The sequence below is a fragment of the Leisingera sp. ABM4_060 genome (assembly GCF_056158765.1).
This window is the reverse complement of record NZ_JBSWTX010000001.1, coordinates 2378625-2398981: the sequence shown is the minus strand read 5'-3', so window position 1 is coordinate 2398981 and position 20357 is coordinate 2378625. Positions and strand designations below refer to the sequence as shown.

At 56.7% G+C, this 20357-nt stretch carries 14 protein-coding genes and 1 pseudogene; 8 read left to right on the top strand and 7 right to left on the bottom strand.

Going from position 1 to position 20357, the window contains the following annotated elements:
• Window positions 1-227 precede the first annotated feature (227 nt).
• A complete protein-coding gene (locus ACXAEH_RS11565; protein WP_475032932.1) occupies window positions 228-2051 on the top strand; it encodes a plasmid recombination protein in 1824 nt (607 codons plus the stop codon).
• Window positions 2052-2619: 568 nt separating this feature from the next.
• On the opposite strand, the gene ACXAEH_RS11560 is transcribed toward ACXAEH_RS11565, so the two are convergent.
• Window positions 2620-3354, bottom strand: coding sequence for an IclR family transcriptional regulator (locus tag ACXAEH_RS11560; protein WP_475032931.1), 735 nt, complete (start codon window positions 3352-3354; stop codon window positions 2620-2622).
• A gap of 59 nt (window positions 3355-3413) precedes the next feature.
• Window positions 3414-4283 carry an IclR family transcriptional regulator gene (locus ACXAEH_RS11555; protein ID WP_475032930.1) on the bottom strand — a complete coding sequence of 290 codons (870 nt, stop codon included), beginning with the start codon at window positions 4281-4283 and terminating at the stop codon, window positions 3414-3416.
• A 31-nt stretch (window positions 4284-4314) separates the two neighbouring features.
• Here ACXAEH_RS11555 and ACXAEH_RS11550 point away from each other — a divergent pair, with 31 nt between their 5' ends.
• From ACXAEH_RS11550 to ACXAEH_RS11525, 6 genes are all read left to right on the top strand, one after another.
• Window positions 4315-5268 carry a tripartite tricarboxylate transporter substrate binding protein gene (locus ACXAEH_RS11550; RefSeq protein ID WP_475032928.1) on the top strand — a complete coding sequence of 318 codons (954 nt, stop codon included), beginning with the start codon at window positions 4315-4317 and terminating at the stop codon, window positions 5266-5268.
• A 58-nt stretch (window positions 5269-5326) separates the two neighbouring features.
• Entirely contained in the window at window positions 5327-5785 is a 459-nt protein-coding gene (locus tag ACXAEH_RS11545; RefSeq protein WP_475032927.1) for a tripartite tricarboxylate transporter TctB family protein, read from the top strand.
• Between the two features lie 9 nt (window positions 5786-5794).
• Window positions 5795-7279: a tripartite tricarboxylate transporter permease gene (locus tag ACXAEH_RS11540; protein ID WP_475032926.1), complete on the top strand. Its 1485-nt coding sequence runs from the start codon at window positions 5795-5797 to the stop codon at window positions 7277-7279.
• Complete coding sequence (locus ACXAEH_RS11535; protein WP_475032924.1) at window positions 7276-8853, top strand: gamma-glutamyltransferase family protein; 1578 nt, start codon at window positions 7276-7278, stop codon at window positions 8851-8853. Before ACXAEH_RS11540 ends, ACXAEH_RS11535 begins: the two co-directional genes overlap by 4 nt.
• A gap of 307 nt (window positions 8854-9160) precedes the next feature.
• On the top strand, window positions 9161-10444 hold the full coding sequence (eno, locus tag ACXAEH_RS11530) for a phosphopyruvate hydratase (protein WP_475032922.1): 1284 nt from the start codon (window positions 9161-9163) through the stop codon (window positions 10442-10444).
• A gap of 223 nt (window positions 10445-10667) precedes the next feature.
• Window positions 10668-13010 (top strand): methyl-accepting chemotaxis protein, encoded by a 2343-nt coding sequence (locus ACXAEH_RS11525; protein WP_475032921.1) that lies wholly within the window; start codon window positions 10668-10670, stop codon window positions 13008-13010.
• Between the two features lie 568 nt (window positions 13011-13578).
• Here the strand turns inward: ACXAEH_RS11525 and ACXAEH_RS11520 are convergent.
• The 5 genes and pseudogenes from ACXAEH_RS11520 to ACXAEH_RS11500 all read right to left on the bottom strand — a co-directional run bounded on the left by ACXAEH_RS11520 (window position 13579) and on the right by ACXAEH_RS11500 (window position 19025).
• Window positions 13579-13899 carry a TSUP family transporter gene (locus ACXAEH_RS11520; RefSeq protein ID WP_475032919.1) on the bottom strand — a complete coding sequence of 107 codons (321 nt, stop codon included), beginning with the start codon at window positions 13897-13899 and terminating at the stop codon, window positions 13579-13581.
• Window positions 13900-14002: 103 nt separating this feature from the next.
• Window positions 14003-14323: pseudogene (locus ACXAEH_RS11515) on the bottom strand (sulfite exporter TauE/SafE family protein); the annotation flags it as partial.
• Complete coding sequence (locus tag ACXAEH_RS11510) at window positions 14316-15587, bottom strand: M20/M25/M40 family metallo-hydrolase (protein ID WP_475032917.1); 1272 nt, start codon at window positions 15585-15587, stop codon at window positions 14316-14318. The pseudogene ACXAEH_RS11515 and the gene ACXAEH_RS11510, both read right to left, overlap by 8 nt.
• Window positions 15588-15589: 2 nt before the next feature.
• The gene (locus tag ACXAEH_RS11505) at window positions 15590-17959 is read right to left on the bottom strand and encodes a TRAP transporter fused permease subunit (protein WP_475032915.1); all 2370 of its coding nucleotides are present in this window, start codon (window positions 17957-17959) and stop codon (window positions 15590-15592) included.
• Between the two features lie 79 nt (window positions 17960-18038).
• Window positions 18039-19025 (bottom strand): TAXI family TRAP transporter solute-binding subunit, encoded by a 987-nt coding sequence (locus tag ACXAEH_RS11500; protein ID WP_475032914.1) that lies wholly within the window; start codon window positions 19023-19025, stop codon window positions 18039-18041.
• Between the two features lie 112 nt (window positions 19026-19137).
• Here ACXAEH_RS11500 and ACXAEH_RS11495 point away from each other — a divergent pair, with 112 nt between their 5' ends.
• Window positions 19138-20037, top strand: coding sequence for a LysR substrate-binding domain-containing protein (locus tag ACXAEH_RS11495; protein WP_475032913.1), 900 nt, complete (start codon window positions 19138-19140; stop codon window positions 20035-20037).
• The last annotated feature ends 320 nt before the right edge of the window (window positions 20038-20357 follow it).

The window sequence follows — 20357 nt, the reverse complement described above, 5'->3', positions numbered from 1 at the left end:
CTGATCGGCAACAGGCTACGGAAGCGAAACACCCTTCTGCCATTCAAGATTATCGAAAAAGAATAAGTCATCCACGGCCCCCGGCAGGGCGGGTCCAGCAGGCTGCTGGCCGCAGGAAGCTTTTGAAGGCGAAGGCCTGAAACAAGCTGACGAGGAGGGGATCGAAGGGGGTATCCCCCTCGCGAACTGGTAAGTTGCAATTCCGGGGCCCAGCCCATGATTGCAACTTGCCTAGTGAGTACAAGCCTCACAAAAACAAAAATAAGCCTATCGGGATTTTCTTCGTCTTCGCGGAGACTCGGATCAGAGAAGCAGATCCGAGCAGCAAGATGACCCTACAGCCCAAGTTCACCCAAGCCCAGCCCGTAATTCTAAATGAAGCACCGGTTGTGCTGCGATTTGCAGGCTTGTTTCCGCGGGACCTTGGCAAGTTCAAGATGCATGACAAGCGCGGCGGCGGCGACCTGGATCATGTCGACCTGGAGCTGTCGCGGCTGAACCAGGTGCTGGCCGGCGAGCCGGGCTGGCAGCAGCAGATACGCGGCGAAATTGCTGAGATGCGCCGTCACAATCACGAGGAGCATTTGCGTGCCCTCAGAGCCAAATCACGCATGAAGGACGCCAGGAAGCTGGAGGCGGAAGGGCCTGCAGACCCCTGGCGGTCCTGCAGCAGAGGTCCGCTTCGGGAAGGCATCATCACAGTCAACAAAGATTGGCTGGGCGGGGCAGGGCTCTCTGAATGGGATCCGGAACGTGTCTCTGCTTTCCGCAAAACCGCCATGTCGTTCCTCGGTCAAAACTTTCCACATGGTCAGCTGCGCTATGCAAGCGCCCACGTCGATGAGGAGGCTTACCATATCCACTTTGTCGTGGCCGTTTGGACCGAGAAGCCATCCGCCAACCGCGGGCATCAGATCCTGCTGCAGCCATCTGAGAACCCGCTCATCAAAAGCTATGAGCATGCCCAGGATCTTGCCGGAGAGGCCTTCGAGACAATCGGGATCATCAGGGGGGAGCGCCGAGCCGAGGCCCTGCGCCAGGCTCGGGCAGAGGGAAAACCTCTGCCCGAGCGGCGGCAGCATGTGCCGCCATCAAAGTGGCGTGCCGAGGAGCGCCTCAAGGCGCAAGCGGAGAAGAAGCGCATCCTGGGCGATGCTCTGGATGAGGCAAAGGCGGCCGTTGAAAACGGCCGGGACCTGGCCAAGGCCACGGTAAAAAAGTCGCGCAAGCGCGCGGTGAAAGAGGCGCGGGCCCGCAAACAGCGGACCGCGCGGGAAACTGCAAAGATGATCCGCCGCCGCGATGCGGCGGAGGCAGAAGCTGTGCAGAAGGAAAAAGCGGCTGACGCCGCGAATGCTCTGAAAAAGAAAATTGTGGCTGAGGTCGGGGCATTGGAGCCGAGGGTTAAGGGGTATGAGGCAAGGGCGGAAGAAGCTGCAGAAAAGTACCGGGACGAAACGGCAGCGCGAAAGGCCGAAGGGGAAAAACGCGCGCGGATTATCCAAGAAAGGCAACAGGCCGAGCAGGTGCTGAACGCCACGAAGGCAGAGAAATCTGATCTGGCCGCTCAACTGCGGCGGATGGTTCAGCACCGCGGCCAGGAAGAAAAAGCGGCTGCTGAGGCCCGGGCTGCCCGGCTGGCTGAGGAGAAGAGGCTGCAGGAGGCAGAAGAAAAGGTCCGGTTGAAGGCAACGGAGGCAGAGGTCATCACGGATGCCATCGAGACCGGGTTGGATTTGGTTGCTGATGGGGCGGTCTTCTGGCGGGAGGCGTCTGCGGATCAGCAGGCAGGCTTGACTTGGGGCCCGGCCGCCCCGGATACCAAGGGCGAGCGGGATGAAACGCTGAAAGAAATCCGCCCGGCAATGCCGATGGTCACGCGCATTGCTCAACTGGTGGTGCGGACCGTGAAACGCGTCCTCGCCAAGGAACGGCAAAAGCTGAAGAGTGACGCGGATTATGTCCGCGGCCTGCGCCAGAAATGGGAACCGGAAAATGCAGCGCGGCTGTCGAGGATCACGCTCGGTGGGATAGACAGCGGACCGAAATAGGGCCGATTGCTGACTTTTGCTGCGTGAAAAGCCAAGGTTTGCTGTGCCGGACAAACCCGACATTGGAATTTTGGCCTTTGCTGACGCAGCATCCGTTCGCGCACGCAGCGCGCCCATCTTTGCGATGCAGCGCATTTCGTCGAAGCGGTCGTTCGCGGGTGTCGATTTGACCCGAACCGAGACCGCACTTTCGCCGCAGCCCTCGCCGACAATCCAGACGCCGGACAAACCTGACATTGGACTTTTCGCCTTTGCTGGCGCAGCATCCCTTCGCACACGCAGCGCTCCCATCGTTACAGTGCAGCGCGTGTCGTCGAAGCGGTCATTCGCGGGTGTCGATTTGACCCGAACAGAGACCGTGTTTTCGCCGCGAACCTCGCCGGCAATCCAAACTCCGGACGTTGCGGACATAGTAAGGGGAACAGACCCGATACCAGTTCTTGACCTCCTGAGCGGCTTTCTCGTGATTCATTGCAGCCTCTATAGAAGTGATTGCATTCACGACTTCATTCCTTCCGACGCCGCGGATTGCAGGAATGTCGATCGCCGAACCTCAGCCAGAGGAAAACTACCCCATGCTTAAAGCCTGAGAGACCGAAACGACTGGCAAGAGCGCCTTGTCCAGAAACACAGATACATTAGAGCCGGCAGAAGGGAGGTGTACCGACACGCCTGCAATTGCTGTTGCCCCCTGTAAGACCGGGCAGGCCAGCGTCATTATGCCAGGTGTCACCTCTTGCTGAACTAGCGCATATCCCCTTTCGCGGCAGAGAGAGATTTGCTGCATAAGCTCCTCGGTATCAGTGAGAGACCAAGGAGTAAGTGCTTCTAGTCCGTAGGCAGACAGCTGGGTTTCCACGTGTTCGCGGCTCCGGAAGGAAAGAACGCAGCGGCCGCTGGCTGACAAGTGCATCGGCACTTTCTTTCCGGGGAGCGTGTTTTCGAAATTCCCTGAATATCCTGGCAGCCGGTGAACGTAGACCATCGATCCGCCAAGGGGCACCGACAAAGACACATCCAGCCCAAGCTCCTCCCGGAGTTTTACCAGATGCGGCCAGGCTCGGTTTGCAAATTGATTGCGGGATAGGTAGCTGAATAGCAAATCTACAGTTTTAACAGTCGGTCGGTAGCGTTTAGAGCTCGACTCCTTTTCCAGATAACCTGCGGTGACAAGTGTGGCAGTCAGCCTTTGCAACGTCGGGACCGCCAGTTCGGTTTTCCGTGAAAGTTCAGTCAGCGACATAGAGTTTGAACTGGAGGATAAGGCATCTAGAACCCGAAAGCCCCGCTCGACTGAGGTCAAGTATCTCGGATCCTGCGTCGGGTCGTTACCAGTGAGTGTCTGTTCGAGGAGAAGTGTTCTCATGACAGATTGTATGCCCCAATGGCCAGTGCTGCTTTCTTAACCGCTTCCCCCAGAATGTTCCGCTGGCTGGAAGTCTCAAATGCCGAAGCGGGACCTCCCAGAATGACCGCACCGTGAACCTTGCCATCCGCACCGCTCACCGCCGCGCCAACTGATGCCGCGCCGATCAGAACCTCTTCGCTTTGATAGGCGTAGCCGGCAGATTGAGCTTCGCGGATGGCCTCTTCGACAGCGTCCAAACTGGTCAGGGTCATTGGGGTAATCTTCGAGAAAGCGGAACCCGCCAGGATTTTGCTTCGCATCTCTTCCGGCAAGGCAGCAAGAATTGCTCGTCCTGAAGCTGTACTGACCGCCGGCCAGCGTCTTCCGAGAGGGGAGAGATTCAGGAGTTCATCCCGGTTTGGAATGCGGGAAAGGTAAACAATTTCGGTTCCGTCCAGAACTGTCAGGTCAGCCCGTGTGGAATACCTTTCCGACAGATCGATGAGATAAGGAGTGGCGGCTTCCAGAAACCTGTTATTGCGCAGGTAGCCATAGACCGGACGCAGGCAAGACCGGCCGGGAACGTACCTGCTGCCAGCGTTTTCCCGTTCCAGATATCCAAGCGCTTCAAGGGTATAGGCGCTCCTTTGAACGGAGCTCTCCGTTTCCCCAGTCAGTTTTGAGATATCTTTCACAGTCAGCGACCCGGAGGAAGACTGGAATGCTTCGAGAGCGTTCAGAGCTTTCAGCAATGCGTTTGAACTCATTCGTATCCACTCCCTTCTGGTCAAGTGAAGCATAGGTATCGCGACAGGTGCAACAAGGAGGATGGAAAGATTTGTTGACTGCCTTAAAAAAAGAATACAACATTGATTATCGATCATGAAAATCGATATACGATAACTGGGAGGAGCAATGAAAATTCTACTTAAAGCAGCCGCCCTTGGCCTGGCCGTTTTCGCCACTGCAGCGACAGCGGGGGAATGGCCGGAAAAAAACATCAACCTGACCGTCGGCTACGGAGCAGGCGGCACCACGGATTCGACCGCACGGGTCTTGGCTTCGTTGTTGGAAGAGGAGTTGGGCGCAACCGTCACAGTCATCAACAAACCGGGTGGCGGTGGTTCGGTGGCCGCAGGGCTTGGCGCTGCACAAAAGCCAGACGGCTACAACGTCTTCACCTTCACAACTGGGGCTGCGGTTCTGTCGCCCCATACGCAGGAGTTGCCCTATGACACGCTGACGGACTTCACGTTCATCTCGCAGTACGGAGCTTGGAACCTGGGGGTCGTCGTTCCTGCAGACTCTCCCTACCAAACCTTTCAGGACTTGGTGGAGTTCGCCAAAAGCAACCCAGGCGAGATCAGCTACGCGATTGCCGGCACCGGAACACCCCAGCATCTGACCATGGAGCGCCTTGCGGCTGAAGAAGAACTGGATTGGAAAGCCGTGCCCTTCAAGGGTGGCGCCGCTTCCGTCACAGCTCTGCTCGGCGGGCATGTCGATGTTATGGCAGGTGCAACCGAGTGGCTGCCGCAGGTGCAATCCGGCGAGTTCAGGCTCCTTGCCATCATCACTGGCGCGCGCATGGACCAATTCCCCGACGTGCCGACATTGAAGGACCTGGGCTATGACATCGAGGCGCCCTCCATTCTCGGTATCGCAGGCCCCAAGAACCTCCCTGAAGAGGCAGTGCAGCGGCTTGACGCTGCGATCAAAAAGGCAACTGAAAGCGAGGAGCTTCAGTCGATCATCGACAAGCTGGCCATGAAAATGACCTATCGCAACAGTGCTGACTTCGAGCAGAATGTTCGTGAAAACTATGAGATCCAAGGCGAGATCATTCGCGCCGCGGGCCTCGGCAAGTAACGGGCAAATTACTGGCCCGCCAGCTTGACTGGCGGGCCTTCTTGGTTGGGAGGCCAAGATGAACATCTACAAACTGGACATGATTTCAGGAGCGGGCCTGCTGGTACTTGCGCTCGTCCTGTATTACTTCCTGATACCGAATTTCGTTGCGGACAACGGAATAGGCGCCATGTCGCCGCGCTTTTTTCCGAAACTGGGCACGGTGCTGATCGGAGCTGGCGGATGCATTCTGATCGCGGCCTCACTGCGGTCATCTGATAACCCTCGCAAGGCCGAGGCTCCGTCCGCTCTGAACCAGCCGCAAAAACTAAGCCCGCTGCTGTCCGCAGCAGCCATAGCGGGCTTCATCCTCGTATTCCAATGGTTCGGCTACTTCTTCGCAGCGCCACTGCTGATTGCAGCTCTCATGATTGTCTTCGGCTGCAGGAACCTACTGGCAATCCTTCTGCTTCCGGCTGCGGCCACAGCAATTCTTTTTGCAGTGTTCAGCTTTGGTCTGAACCTGCCCCTTCAGTGAGGTCCCGAAATGGCTGCAGATATTCTATCCGCTCTGGAGATGCTTCTGTCGATCCAGAATATGATCGCAATCTTCGCCGGTGTTGCATTCGGTGTATTCATGGGGGCGGTGCCGGGTTTGACAGGCACAATGGGCATTGCGCTGGTCATTCCCTTAACCTACGCATTTGAACCTATTACAGCTTTTGCCCTGCTGCTGGGAACCTACAAAGGCGCCCTGTTCAGCGGTTGCATCCCTGCCATCCTGATAAACACACCAGGCACACCCGCTGCAGCAGCGACTGTTCTTGACGGGTATCCGCTAACGCAGCAAGGGCGAGGCGGCGAGGCAATGGGTATGGCGCTGTGGTCTTCTGTGATCGGCGACGTGATCTCAACAATTGCGCTCATCTTCGGCGCTTTACTGCTCGCCCAGTTGGCGACAAAGTTTGGTCCTGCCGAGTTCTCAACGCTGGTCCTTTTCTCTCTGACAATCGTTGCAGGCGTTTCTGGAGACTCGTTGACCAAAGGCCTGATTGCGGCGGCTTTTGGGTTTATCTTTGGAACTGTCGGGCTGGACCCGATGATGGCCACCCCGCGCTTTACTTTCGGGGAAATCACCATGCTGAACGGTATTTCACTCATGGCGATGCTGATTGGCTTGTTTGCAGTATCAGAGCTGTTCATTCAGGCCGAGGCCCCGCTTTCAGAAGTGAAGAAAGTTGCCGTACCAAAGGCAAAAATCAGCTGGAAAAAGATCCGGGAGAAGCTGCCCACCATCATGCGCGGTTCTGCCATCGGCATTGTTCTTGGCTCCATTCCGGGGCTGGGCGCTACCCCATCTGCGTTTCTTTCATATTCCGAAGCAAAACGGGCGTCGAAAACACCTGAGAAATTCGGCAAGGGCTCGCTAGATGGAGTTGCCGCGGCGGAATCCGCCAACAATGCAACTGCTGGCGGCGCGTTGATCCCATTGATGGCTTTGGGCGTTCCCGGCGACGTTGTCACTGCTGTGTTGCTGGGGGCATTCCTTATTCATGGGCTGGCACCTGGCCCGCAGCTTTTTGCGGAGCACTTGGACCTGGTTTACGCAATTTTCATTGCGTTGCTGATTGCTGCGCTCATGCTGCCGGTGATCGGTCTCGCTGCCATTCGGCTTTTTTCCCGAATTGCCATGATACCGCGGTACGTTCTCTATCCGGTCATTGCCATCCTGTGCCTGCTGGGTGTTTATGGCTTCAATTCGAGCCCGACTGATCTGTGGGTCATGCTTGGTTTCGGAGTTCTTGGCTATGGCATGCGCAAACTCGCGTTCCCCTTGGCACCGATGATGATCGGATTTGTGCTGGAACCAATCGGTGAGCAATCCGTCCGGCAGGCGCTGACGATATCGTCTGGGAACTGGTCGGTGTTCGTGTCGACACCGATCTCCATCCTCTTTCTCGTCCTGACCATTCTGTCTGTTGCATTCATCACGCGAAGAACAATCAATGACCGGAAAGGGGTTCAAGCATGAGCCGGGCAGCGAGCAAGTCACTTCATATCCGCAAACCGGCCGTCACTAGTAAAAACGGGCTGGTTACTTCACAAAACCGAATTGCGTCGGAAATCGGGGCGAATGTTCTGCACCAGGGCGGTAACGCAATTGATGCTGCGATCGCCACATCACTTGCCCTTGGTGTTGTTGAACCATGGATGAGCGGCATCGGCGGCGGCGGTTACATGGTCATCCGGCGCCGGCAAGACGATTGCGCCCAGGTTGTTGACTTTGGAATGCGTGCTCCAGCGGGTTTGCAAACAACGGACTACCCAATCATTGGCGGCAAAGCCAGCGATCTGTTTCCATGGCCCGCGGTCGAGGATGACGCCAATGTCTTTGGCGCGAAGGCTGTGGCCATCCCGGGTCTGGTTGCAGGGCTTGGTGAAGCCCACCGGGAATTCGGCACCGTTCCATGGGCGGATCTGGTCGCCCCGTCGGTAGCAGAAGCCGAGGAAGGGATGCTGGTTGATTGGTATGCGCAGCTGATCATTGCCGGTTCTGCAAAGGGACTGTCGCATTTTCCAGCCTCTAAAGCAGCGTACTTGGATGAAGATGGTTTCCCCAGGGCGTCGGCGTGGACAGCCTTGGGGCAAACCCGCTGTGATCAAAGCGCTCTTGCTGTGACGCTCGCAACTATTGCGGCCCGAGGGCCAGAGGCATTTTACTCAGGCGCACTGGCAAACAAAATTGTTGGAGATCTTCGGGCAGCGGGCGGCCGTCACAGCATTGAAGACTTCAGTGGTTACCGTGCTCAAATCGTGCCGGCATCCGAGTTCGACTATAAAGGTCATAGGATTTTTGGCACCCCGCATATGACAGCGGGCCCGACTTTGGAAAGGGTGCTTCAGCTGCTTTCAGATTGGTCGCCGAAAGGCCCAAAGCCCTTAGCTGAGGACTTTGCAGAATACGACCGGGCAATTCGGATGGCCAATCAAGAGCGGTATGACACAATGGGCGACATTGCCCACGAACCAGCTCCTAGCTGTACGACCCATTTCAATGTTGTCGACAGCGAAGGCACCATAGTGTCGGTTACACAGACACTGCTTTCGATCTTCGGCTCCCGTATGACCTTGCCGAATAGCGGCATTCTGATGAACAACGGGATCATGTGGTTTGATCCAGAGCCAGGCAAACCAAACAGCATTGGACCTGGCAAACGCTGTCTTGCGAATATGTGTCCAACACTGCTGGAGCGCATTGATGGCCAGAGGTTCGGACTTGGTGCAGCTGGTGGCCGGAAAATCATGCCCGCCGTCGCCCAACTTGCATCCTATCTTCTGGATTTCGGAATGGATCCGGAAGAAGCGATCCATGAAGCACGTATTGACGCGAGCCTTGACGGCACCACAATTGCAGACAGCGCTCTGCCGGCCTCTGCCAAGGAAGCTCTAAGCCAGCTTATTCCCTGTATCACCTTTGCCCCGCGCACGTCCTATCCGTACAACTTTGCCTGCCCGTCGATAGCGGGATGGGATGATGCCTCAAGCCACGGAGTGACTGAAGTCATGGCTTATTGGGCCGATACTGTTGCGGCAGGGGGAGAGTAGGCGCGGCAAAGTACCCAGGGGAAGATCAACCTGTCTGGCAGGCGTTTGCTTACCCGGAGAAAGGCCTGATGAATGATTTGCCTTTCTCTATTTGCTCTGAATTGGCGGGCATTGGTTTGAATGCGTCAACGCAATTCCTCTCAAATAACGCCTTTTGTTTTGAGAGTTGCTGATCGCGGCATCAGATTGTTGGGTGAAAACTAATCTGTAAGCGCGCAATAAACCTGATGCTTGAAAGCTTTGCTGAACCTTTAATAACGCTCGGTGGTTCAACAGTTGCTGTTTGCAAAAACGAAGAATGGAATAAATGAGCACTATACTTGACATAAAGGCGCGCGAGATTCTCGACAGCCGGGGTAACCCGACGATTGAGGTCGACGTGATCCTGGAAGACGGCACCATGGGCCGCGCGGCTGTGCCTTCGGGCGCTTCGAGTGGTGCCCATGAGGCGGAAGAATTGCGCGATGGCGACAAGAAGCGCTACGGGGGACAGGGGGTTCTGGAAGCCGTCGCAGTTATTACCGGTGAGATTGCCGATGAACTGCTCTGCTTTGATGTGCTGGATCAATCAGCATTGGATCAATTCCTGATTAGGCTGGACGGAACTGCCCGCAAGAGCCGCCTAGGCGCGAACGCAATTTTAGGAGTTTCTTTGGCGGCTGCCAAGGCAGCAGCTAAAGTAACTAACCAGCCGCTCTACCGCTACATTGGCGGCACCTCCGCCCGCGTGCTGCCGGTTCCGATGATGAACATCATCAACGGCGGCGGGCATGCCGACAATCCGATCGATATCCAGGAATTCATGATCATGCCGGTGACCGCGGACAACATCCGCGAAGCGGTGCGCATGGGTTCCGAAGTGTTCCACACCCTGAAGAAAGAGCTGTCCGCGGCGGGCCTGTCCACCGGTATCGGCGACGAAGGCGGCTTTGCCCCCAATATCGGATCCTCCCGCGAGGCGCTGGATTTCATCCTGAAGTCGATCGAAAAAGCAGGCTACCGCCCTGGTGAAGAGATCTATCTGGCGCTGGATTGCGCGGCGACCGAATACTACAAGGACGGCAAATACGTGCTGGCGGGCGAGGGCAAGACCCTGACCTCGGAAGAAAACGCCGACTATCTGGCGGCGCTGGTCAATGACTATCCGATCATCTCCATCGAAGACGGCATGTCCGAGGACGACTGGGACGGCTGGAAGCTGCTGACCGACAAGATCGGGAATTCCGTGCAGCTGGTGGGCGACGATCTGTTTGTGACCAACCCGGCGCGTCTGGCCGACGGCATTGAGCGCGGCGTCGCCAATTCGATGCTGGTGAAGGTGAACCAGATCGGCTCCCTGACCGAGACCCTGAAGGCGGTCGATATGGCGCACCGCGCCCGCTATACCAACGTGATGTCGCACCGCTCGGGCGAGACCGAGGACGCCACCATTGCCGACCTCGCTGTGGCCACCAACTGCGGCCAGATCAAGACCGGTTCGCTGGCGCGCTCTGACCGGCTGGCCAAGTACAACCAGTTGATCCGCATTGAGGAAGCGCTGGGTGAAGTGGCTGAATACGCAGGAAGATGTGTATTAAAAAATGGCAAATGACTGGCAAATAAACTGCGCACCGCGCATTTTGACACTTTTTTTGCTGGGGTGTCTTTTTGGAAAGTGGGCGACTAGAGTTTTAACTTCTGGTTTCGTGACGGATTGCGAGCCGCTAGGCCCGGCTCTCTAGTGGCAGTGCATTCGTATTTGATGAGCAGCCAAAAGGAAGAGGTGATTATCTTTCAGTTTGACCTGCCCCTCCCATACAATCAGGAATGATGAGATGAGACTTCTTAAGAAATTCGCGGCTTGGAAATCTGCAATTGATAACCTTAGCACCAAAACAAAAATCGTTCTGGTCGCGCTTTTCCCATTGGTGTTGGTATTGGCGGTTGGGGTTCTTTCGGCGATCAACCTGGGGCGAATTGAAAAAGCCACACAGATGGTTTCTGACACGCAGGCAATTCTAAACGAGGCGCAGACGCTGGCAGAGGCCGCCTCTACGATGGAATCTGGACTGCGTGGCTATCTTCTCGCTGGCAGAGACGAGTATCTAATTCCTTTTGAGACCGGGAAGACAAGGGTAGCACAGTCTTTAGAGATCTTGCGGCAGATGGCAGCTGGTGAGGCAAAGATCTTAAGGCATTTATCTGATGCAGAACAGATGCTTGCTGGGTGGCAGAGCGAAGTGGCCGTCAATGCAATAGAACTGCGCCGAGAGATTGGCGATGCCATGACCATGAATGACATGGCCGATGAAGTAAAAAGGGCCAAGAGCAAGGTATACTTTGAAGAGTTTCGTACACTTGTCGGCCAGATGATCGGAATGGAAGAGCTGCTGCTGGTAGATAATCGTAAATCTCTAACATCACGGATCACTGCGGGCTTGTCAGATCCAGGTTTACTCCAAGAGCCATTCCAAGATGTTGAGAGAAACTATCTTGTACTTGGCATGGCAAAAAACCTACTTGCCGCAGCTGTAGACATGGAGACCGGCATGCGCGGGTTTCTTTTGGCGGGAGAAGAGTTTTTCCTCACACCCTTTGTGCAAGGAACCCAGCGGTTCGATGCTGGTATGGATGCTTTCCGGGCCGCGATGCAGGAAGACATTCTAGTTTTGGATCAGTTGAATGGCATTTCCGAAGTAATTGAAAAATGGCGCGGTGAGGTTGCGGCGCCAATGCTGGACTTGCGTCGAGAAATCGGTGACGCGGCCACTATGGATGACATGGCGGATTTTGTGGCAGAGGGGCGCGGCAAGGCCTTTTTTGATAGCTTCCAATCCACTATGGCGAAACTTCGAAATGAAGTTTCTACGGCGATGGCTGCCAACCAAGCTGCCAGCGAAGAGATAGCAGCTCAGACGCGCAAAATGATCCCTGCCGCCATTGTTGCTGCGATAATAATCGGTGCTGCAATGGCGCTGGTGACAGGATCCGGCATCGCTTCGGGCATTCACCGGATTGTAGTATCCATGCGTGGCCTGGCTGAAGGCAACAACGCAGTGGAAATCCGCGGCCAGAAGCGCGGCGACGAAGTTGGAGATATGGCCCGGGCGCTGGAGACGTTTCGCGCCGAACTGGTTCGTATGCAGGAGGCCGAACAGCAGAAGGCCCAAAGCAAAGACGCCGAATTGGCATATGTGGTGCAGCAGCTAAGCGAGCGCCTATCACGTATGGCAAATGGCGATCTAACTATACGCATCACCGAGGCATTCCCGGCGGAATATGAAAATCTGCGCGACGATTTTAACGGCTCGATCGACAACCTGAACACCACAGTGCAGCAAGTGATCGAGGCTTCTTCGAGTATCCGTAACGGCGGGGCGGAAATCAGCCAAGCCTCGGATGATCTGTCGCACCGTACCGAAAGCCAGGCTGCTACCCTGGAGCAGACAGCGGCGGCGATTGATGAGCTTACAGCCAGCGTGAAATCCGCAGCCGAGGGCGCGCGCCGTGTAGAAAATACCGTCCGAGAGGCCCGCCAAGAGGCTGAAAGCAGCGGCGAAGTGGTGCGAAACGCAGTCGCCGCAATGGGTGCAATAGAGGATAGTTCCAGCAAAATCGACCAGATCATTGAGGTGATCGACGATATTTCCTTCCAGACTAACCTACTGGCACTCAACGCTGGTGTAGAGGCCTCCCGTGCTGGTGAGGCCGGCCGCGGCTTCGCGGTGGTAGCCTCAGAGGTGCGGGCACTGGCGCAGCGTTCCTCGGATGCAGCAATGGAGATCAAGACGCTGATTACCGACAGTTCCCGCCAAGTAGATCAGGGTGTCGATCTGGTAGGTCGGGCAGGCGAGGCTCTGCAGTCAATTTCCACCCGTGTCAGCCATATCTCGAAGCTGGTCACCGAAATCGCCGAAGGCGCAGAGGAGCAATCTACCGGCTTGCACGAAATCAACACCGGCGTGACCCAGCTCGATCAGGTGACCCAAAAGAATGCCGCGATGGCGGAAGAAGCCACGGCCGCAGGCCATATGCTGAATTCCAACGCCATCAAGTTGGCAAAACTGGTGGGCCGGTTCAAGGTCGATGGCAATGGTGCTGAGCCCGTGGCCCCGGCAGTGACGGAAGCGGTTGAGACACACTCCTCAGTACATGCTAGTAAGCACTGGGAAATCTAGATTAACCTGTAAGACACGGGACTTGATCTGACATTTCTGCTCTTCTGGAGCGCAAGCATGAAGGACCGCTCCTTCCGCTGCTCTGCGGCGCTGAAATCTGAGCGCTTGTAGCATTTCTGATCTTGCGTGTGCATGCAGCGCGAAATTCGAATTCACAGGTTGGGCTCGAAATCAGATTTCGCCGCTTGCAGTGCGAACCACTGCTCTTGAGATGCTAACGTCCGCGCGCCGCACGATTCGGCCAAAGATCAACGGCTTGCTGGAATATTCCGGCGGCTGGTTCCGTTACCGCTTCAACTTTAGACCTGCTTCATGAGCATTCGGCGGCTCTGAGCCCAATTCGACAGATGCTGCGTTCGGGACGAACGTCAGCGTTGCAAGAAAATCTGACAATTCCATCGGAATTGACGTCAAAGTTCCGGCAACCGCCGCTTTGGCAATTTAATCTGAGCGCGGTCTATTTTGGCGGCATCTTTCAACGGCCATCAGCTGCAAAGCCGCACCAGTTCCGTGGTTGTCCTGTGACCCTCTTGCAAATGTCGATCTTGCTACTTTTTGAAACCATTAATTACCCACGCAGCAGAAAGGCGACGGTCATTCCCAGGCCAACAGCGATGACGATAGCACGCACGGCCTGAACTGGCAGGCGGCGGGCCAGACGCGCACCGGCGTATCCGCCGATTGTGGCCGCAACCATCATCAACGCCGCCTCCTGAATGTAAATGATGCCCGCCAGGGCGAAGGTCGCTACCGAGGCTCCCGACAGGATGAAGGACAGGGCATTCTTCAGCCCGTTCATCAGGTTGATGTCCCGGAATCCCAGGCCAGAGAACAGCGCCAGAAGCACGATCCCGAGACCGCCGTTGAAATAGCCACCGTAGGTGGTCACAGCAAGTGTGGCTGCTGTCCTGCCGAAAGGACCGCTGCCAGGCCTCCCGGGTGGTCATTGCCCGCAGCTGCTTGTCAAAGGCAAATAGCAGTGTGGCGAACAACAACAGCCAGGGGACCACAAAACTGAACACTTCGGAAGGCGTCACCAGCAGCAGCAAAGCACCCGCAATACCACCGGCGATAGACAGGCCCGTCAACGTGAACAGCGCACGGCGGTCATAGCTGCGCAGTTCTTCCTTGAAGCCCGCGGCCCCTGACAGGTAGCCAGGGAAGACGGCAACCGCGCTGGTGGCATTGGCCGGGATCGGCGGCACACCGGTAAAAACCAGCGCCGGAAAGGTCAGAAAACTGCCGCCGCCTGCAATGGCATTCAGGACTCCGGCCAGGAAGGCGGCCGTGAACAGGATGGTCAGATCAAGCATTGCTCACCAGGTAGTCATGCGCGGACAGGGCAAAGATATCAACCAGCGCAGTCAGCTCTTCAAGCAGGATATGTTCATCCGGCGCGCCGAGGTTAAATGCGGTAAGGCCGCAGACCACCGAAGGCACGCCCGCATATCGGTAGAGCCGCGCATCAGAAGCACCGACGCGCATGGTCACGGCAGGTTCCTCACCCAGTACGGCGGCGCAATTGGTTCTGACGGTTTCGATCACTGGATGATCCGGCGCCGTCCAGCTGGGCTCATAGCGGCGGGTGATGTCCAGCGTGACACCTTCGATCTCGTCGCAAATCCTCTGCAGCTCCGCCTCAGCACGTGCCACAGACACACCAACCGGCAGGCGCAGGTCACAGGTGAACTCGGCATGATCCGCCACCAGGTTCGATAACCGCCCGCCGCTGATCGTGCCAAAGGTGATTGTGGCAGCCTTCAACACCCGGGTTTCGCCTTCACCCGAAAGTGCCTCTGATTTCTCGGACCAGCGGTCGATCAGTGGGAGCACATTGTTGCCTTCGCTGCCGGTTGGCAGCTCGCGGATGGATTTGAACGCCTCCATCACGCTGGTCAGCCTTTCAATGGCGCTGTCACCCTTGTGGACATGAGCAGCATGGGTCGACCGCCCTTTTGCTGTGACTTTGGCCCAGATCATCCCTTTTTCTCCGAAGCGCAGCACATGGGGAGAGCCGACATCACCGCTGATCATGGCGTCGCCGCGCGCGTGGGGCACGGTGTCGAGGAGAAACTTGGTACCCAGAACCCCCATGGTTTCCTCATCCCCGGCGAAGGTGCAGACCAGTTCTCCAGGGAAATCCGCACCGGTTTCTGCCAGGCATTTCAGCGCCATGAGGCTGGCGGCGATACCCCCTTTCATATCCGAAATGCCCAGGCCATAGGCCTTGTCGCCAACCACTTCTCCCTCGGGAGAGCGGGTCCATGCGCTGAGATCACCGGCAGGGAAGGTGTCCAAATGCCCGTTGAACACCAGCCGCTTGCCGGGGCGGTTGCCCCGCAACCGCAGCACCAGGTTGTGGATCGGCTCCTCTGAAATGTGCCGTTCTATCTCCACCCCCGGGATCTGTGACGCGATGGCCGTGATCTGATCCGCCATGCCGCGCACGTCGCCTTCGGGCTGGGGACTTTTGATCCGCACCAGGCGCAGGGTGAGGTCCAGGACCTCCTCCCTATGTGTTTCGAGCCAGAACCAGATCCTGTTGCGCAGGTTTGCTTCGGTCAGTTGTACGGCCATGGTCACACTTCCACTGGTTTGGGATTTTTGGTTTTCATTCTGCGCCGCTGCATCAGAACAACGCCCGCATAGGCCAGGAGACCGAAAATATAAATGATCTCCTTGGGCGGACGGCCAGACTGCTCCAGCCCGACGGCTGTCACATAGTCGCCCCAGGTGATGCCGATCTGCTCGGCAGGTGCGTTAAAGGCAACATCGGTCACGCTGGCGCGCCCGTCCGGCTCTGCGGCCAATTCCAAGCCGATCGCCGATGCTATATTCTCCGCTGCCTGCGGGGCGGTGACAGTAAAGAGTTTGTAACGGTCGCCGTATTCGGTCTCGCGTGTCACATAGACACGGATCCTCTGGCCTGCCTCGACGGGCATTGTTCCGTTTACAACCCTCTCAAGCGGCGCATCCGCAAAGGCCGGGCTGAAACGGTCGAGCACGAAATCCGGGCGGAACAGGCTGACCACGACAAACACCAGCAGCACCGCCTCGACCAGCTTGAGGCGCACGAACATCCACAGCAAAGTGAGTGAGGAGAAGGCGAAGATCGCAATCAGCGACACGATAAACACCAGAATGGCGTGCCAAATGCTGTCGACTCCGACCAGCAGCAGTTCAGGGTTGAAGATGAACACCAGAGGCAGAATCGCAGTACGGATCGCGTATTTGAACGACTGCACACCCGTCTTCATTGGGTCAGCACCGGAGATGGCCGAAGCGGCGAAGGCAGCCAGGCACACCGGGGGTGTCGCATCCGCCATTAGTCCGAAGTAGAAGACATAGAGATGCACGGCGATCAGCGGCAGCACCAGGCCCGAGGCATTGCCCAATTCCACCATCACACCGGCCATCAGCGAGGCCACCACGATGTAGTTCGCAGTGGTTGGAAGGCCCATTCCCAGCACGATGCTGACACCAGCCACCAAGCCCAACAGGATGTAGATATTGCCCTGCGACAGCGCTTCGACAATTCCCAGCATGGCGTTGTTCAGCCCGGTGGACGACACGATACCCACGATGATGCCAGCGGCGCCGACGGCAGCTGTCACCGCAGTCATCGACTTTGCGCCTGCCACCAGAGAATAGAAGACAATGATGCCGCCGGACCGGATGCCCTTGGCGATGGACAACCCGTGTTCGCGCGCCAGCACAACCTGCTGCACAACGATGATCCCTGCCATCATCAGGATTGACCAGAACACTGCACTGCCGGGGCTCCAGCGTTCGACAAGCAGAAGGTAAACCAGCATACCGATCGGGATCAGGAAGTACGCACCTTCTTTCAGTGTCTTGCGGATTGCAGGCAAGTCAGCCTTGGGCAAGCCTTCCAAACCCAGCTTTAAGCTTTCCAGATGCGAGATGTAGAACAGCGAGAGATAAGCGATGAAGGCCGGGATCATCGCATGCACGATCACATCGTAATAGGAGATGCCAATGAATTCCGCGATGATGAAGGCCGAGGCACCCATGATCGGCGGCATAATCTGCCCGTTGATCGACGCAGACACCTCAATCGCCCCGGCCTTGTCTCCAGGGAAGCCGGTTTTCTTCATCACCGGAATTGTGAAGGCGCCAGTTGTCACCGTGTTGGCAATGGATGAGCCAGAGATCATTCCAGTCAGACCAGATGCCAGAATGGCCGCCTTGGCAGGCCCGCCGCGGTACTTGCCAACAGCAGCAAAGGACAGGTCCAGGAAGAACTTGCCGGCACCTGCGGTATCCATGAAGGCGCCGAACAGCACAAACAGGAACACGTAGCTGACGGAGACCGCAATCGGGATCCCGAAAATCGCCTCGCTGGTCAGCCAGTTGTAGCCCGTCATCCGAGAGATCGACACGCCGCGGTGGGCGATGATCTCGGGCATGTATGGTCCGAACAGCGAGTAAACCATGAAGATACCGCAGACGATAACCAGAGGCAGCCCCACGCCCCGGCGCGTGGCCTCCAGCAACAGGGCCATGCCCACGGCGGACAGGACGGCCTCGAACGGAACGGAAATGCCCCAAATATCCAGGTCAAGCAGGATGCCCGCACGCAGGACGATACCGTCATAACCCAGCCAGACATACAGCGCACAGGCGGCTGAAATCCCTGCCAGGATCAGGCTGAACCATGCCTTCCCAGCCCGCTCCTGCTCGAACTTGGCAGGAAACAGCAGGAAGCACAGGAACAGGCCAAAAGCCAGGTGAATGCCACGGGCGGGCAGGTCCACGAAAATGCCCCAGCCAAGTGCATAGGGAACCGGGGATGCGATCCACAGCTGGTAAAGGGACCAAAGGGCGGCAACGGTGATGAAGGTTTTGGGCCAAGGGCCGAAGTAGTCGCTGCGTTCGACTTTCAACGCCTCATCAACTGCAGCTTGTTGCAGTGATTTATCAGACATGGTGATTTCCGGGTTGAAGGAAAATTCGGTCTCTGCCTGAACGGCAGAGACCAGCTGTAATCGAGTGGGGAGGAGATCGTTACTCGATCCAGCCTTTCTCGCGGTAGTATCGGGCCGCACCTTCATGCAGCGGTGCGGAATTACCGTTATGGATCATGCTTTTGGGATCCAGATTGGCGAAGGCCGGGTGCAGCGCCCGGAAATCGTCCAGGTTTTCGAACACCGCCCGGACGACCTCGTAGACAAGATCTGCATCGACATTCTCATGCGAGACGATGGTGGCATAGCCGCCAAAGGTGGTCACATCTTCTTTCTGCGAGGAATAGACACCCGCCGGGATGTTTGTTGCCGCATAGAACGGGCGTTCTTCGATCAGCTGCTTTTCCACATCGGTGTTCAGGCTGACGATCTGCGCCCCGCAGCCTTCGGTTGCCACCGCAACGCCCGAGTTCGGAACACCAACAACATAGGTGAATGCATCAATGTTGCCATCGCACAAAGCGTTGGAATGCTCCGATGACGTCATCTCGGTTACCAAGCCGAAATAGTCGCGGCCCGTGCCATAGCGCTCCATGAGAAGCTCGGTGGTGCCGCGCTGCCCGGATCCCGGGTTGCCGATGTTGAGCCGCTTGCCCTTTAAGTCTTCCCAGGATTTGACCCCGGAGTCTGCGGACACGATCAGCTGGAACGGCTCCGGATGCACTGAGAACACGGAGCGGAAGCCAGGATCGTTCACAACTTTTTCGGAGGTGCCGTTCACGGCATAATACTGCCAATCGGATTGCGAGACACCGAACTCGAACTCACCCTGCGAAATCTGGGCCAGGTTATATGTGGACCCGTTTGAGGATGGTGCCGCACAGCGGTAACCATGCTGACGCCCCTGCTTACGTCCTTCGGCCGCTTCTTTGTGGATCATTCGGCAAATTGCGTTGCCGGCTACGAAGTAGACGCCGGTCGGCCCACCGGTTCCGATTGTCACAAACTTTGTTTCCGCCTGTACAGGCTGTGAGACACCAAACGCCGCAAAGGCCGCCAGTGCTGTGGTTGCCAGGAATTTCTTCATTATTCCCTCCCTTGAGTTCTGAACGAATTCACGGGGACAGGGTAAATTTAGCAGGCCATCACTTCTAATAATTTTACTTACATAAACTATAATCACTGATTATAGTAAATCCATGCAAGTACGTGAAATTGAATGTTTTCAAGCAATTATGACCGCAGGCACCATGACACGTGCGGCGGAAATCTTGCGGATTTCACAGCCGGCAGTAAGCAACACCATTGCCACCTTGGAGCACCGGCTGGGTTTCAAGCTGTTCCTGCGCAAGTCCGGCCGTCTGCAGCCCACTCCTGAAGCGCTCATCTTCTATGACGAAGCTCAGCGGGTACTGGAAGCGGTGGGACGCGCCAGCGATGCTGCGCAGCGGCTGCGCCGCGGAGCAGCTGGCCATCTCACCATTTCCGCTTTCCCCGGCATCTCGATTAAGTTCCTACCGAGGCTCATTGGCCAGTTTCAGACCGACCGGCCTGATGTGAAGGTGCGCCTGCTGTCGCGCAGCTCGCATATCGTGATCGATCAGCTGCCCAGCCAGCTGTTCGATATTGCCATTGCGGAAAAACCAGCGGAATTCGCCGGAGTGAACGCCGATGAATTCACTTTCGCTTGCCAATGCCTGCTTCCGCCAGACCATCCGCTGGCTGCACATGAGACCCTGACGCCTGAACTGCTTGATGGCGTCCCATTTGCCGCTCTGTTCCGCGACCACATGACAACCTTTCAAATCGCCCGCGCCTTTTCGGATGCTGGTACACGCTGGAACGTCGTACTGGAGGCACAGTATTTTGCATCAGTTGCAGAATTCGTGAAATCCAGCGGCGGCGTCGCCATCGTCGACCCGGTGAACAGTTCAGGATTTACGGAGGGCTGCATTCTGCGCGAGTTCGCACCGAAAGTGAGCTACCAGATCGGTCTGCTCGTGCCTCAGGATAAACCCCTTTCGAAAGCCGGTGGTGCGTTTCTTTCCCTTCTTCGATCCGAACTGAAACGTGTTGCGGGAAGAGCTGAAGCAGATTAACCGCGTTCAACTTTTTGCGGCTATTGAAGTATAAATGTCAGATGGCGGCTATTTCCGCACCTTTCGGGCTAAAACACCGTGCAGCGAAAAGGTGGTTCGAAACTCGGCGGGATCGAAACGGCTGAACGGCTTGCGTGGATAACTCCTGCATAACAAGACATTTCTGATTTGGTTTCGCACTGATCAGAAGCAGACGTGTGTCCGGCCTGTTTGCGCGGCACACGCAACTACAGAAGCCTCTCCACATTCTAGGTCCAGCAAACCTGCACCGGGGAACCGGCTTTAAGGTCGTCTTTCGCCAGGACACCCGGCAGAAAAGC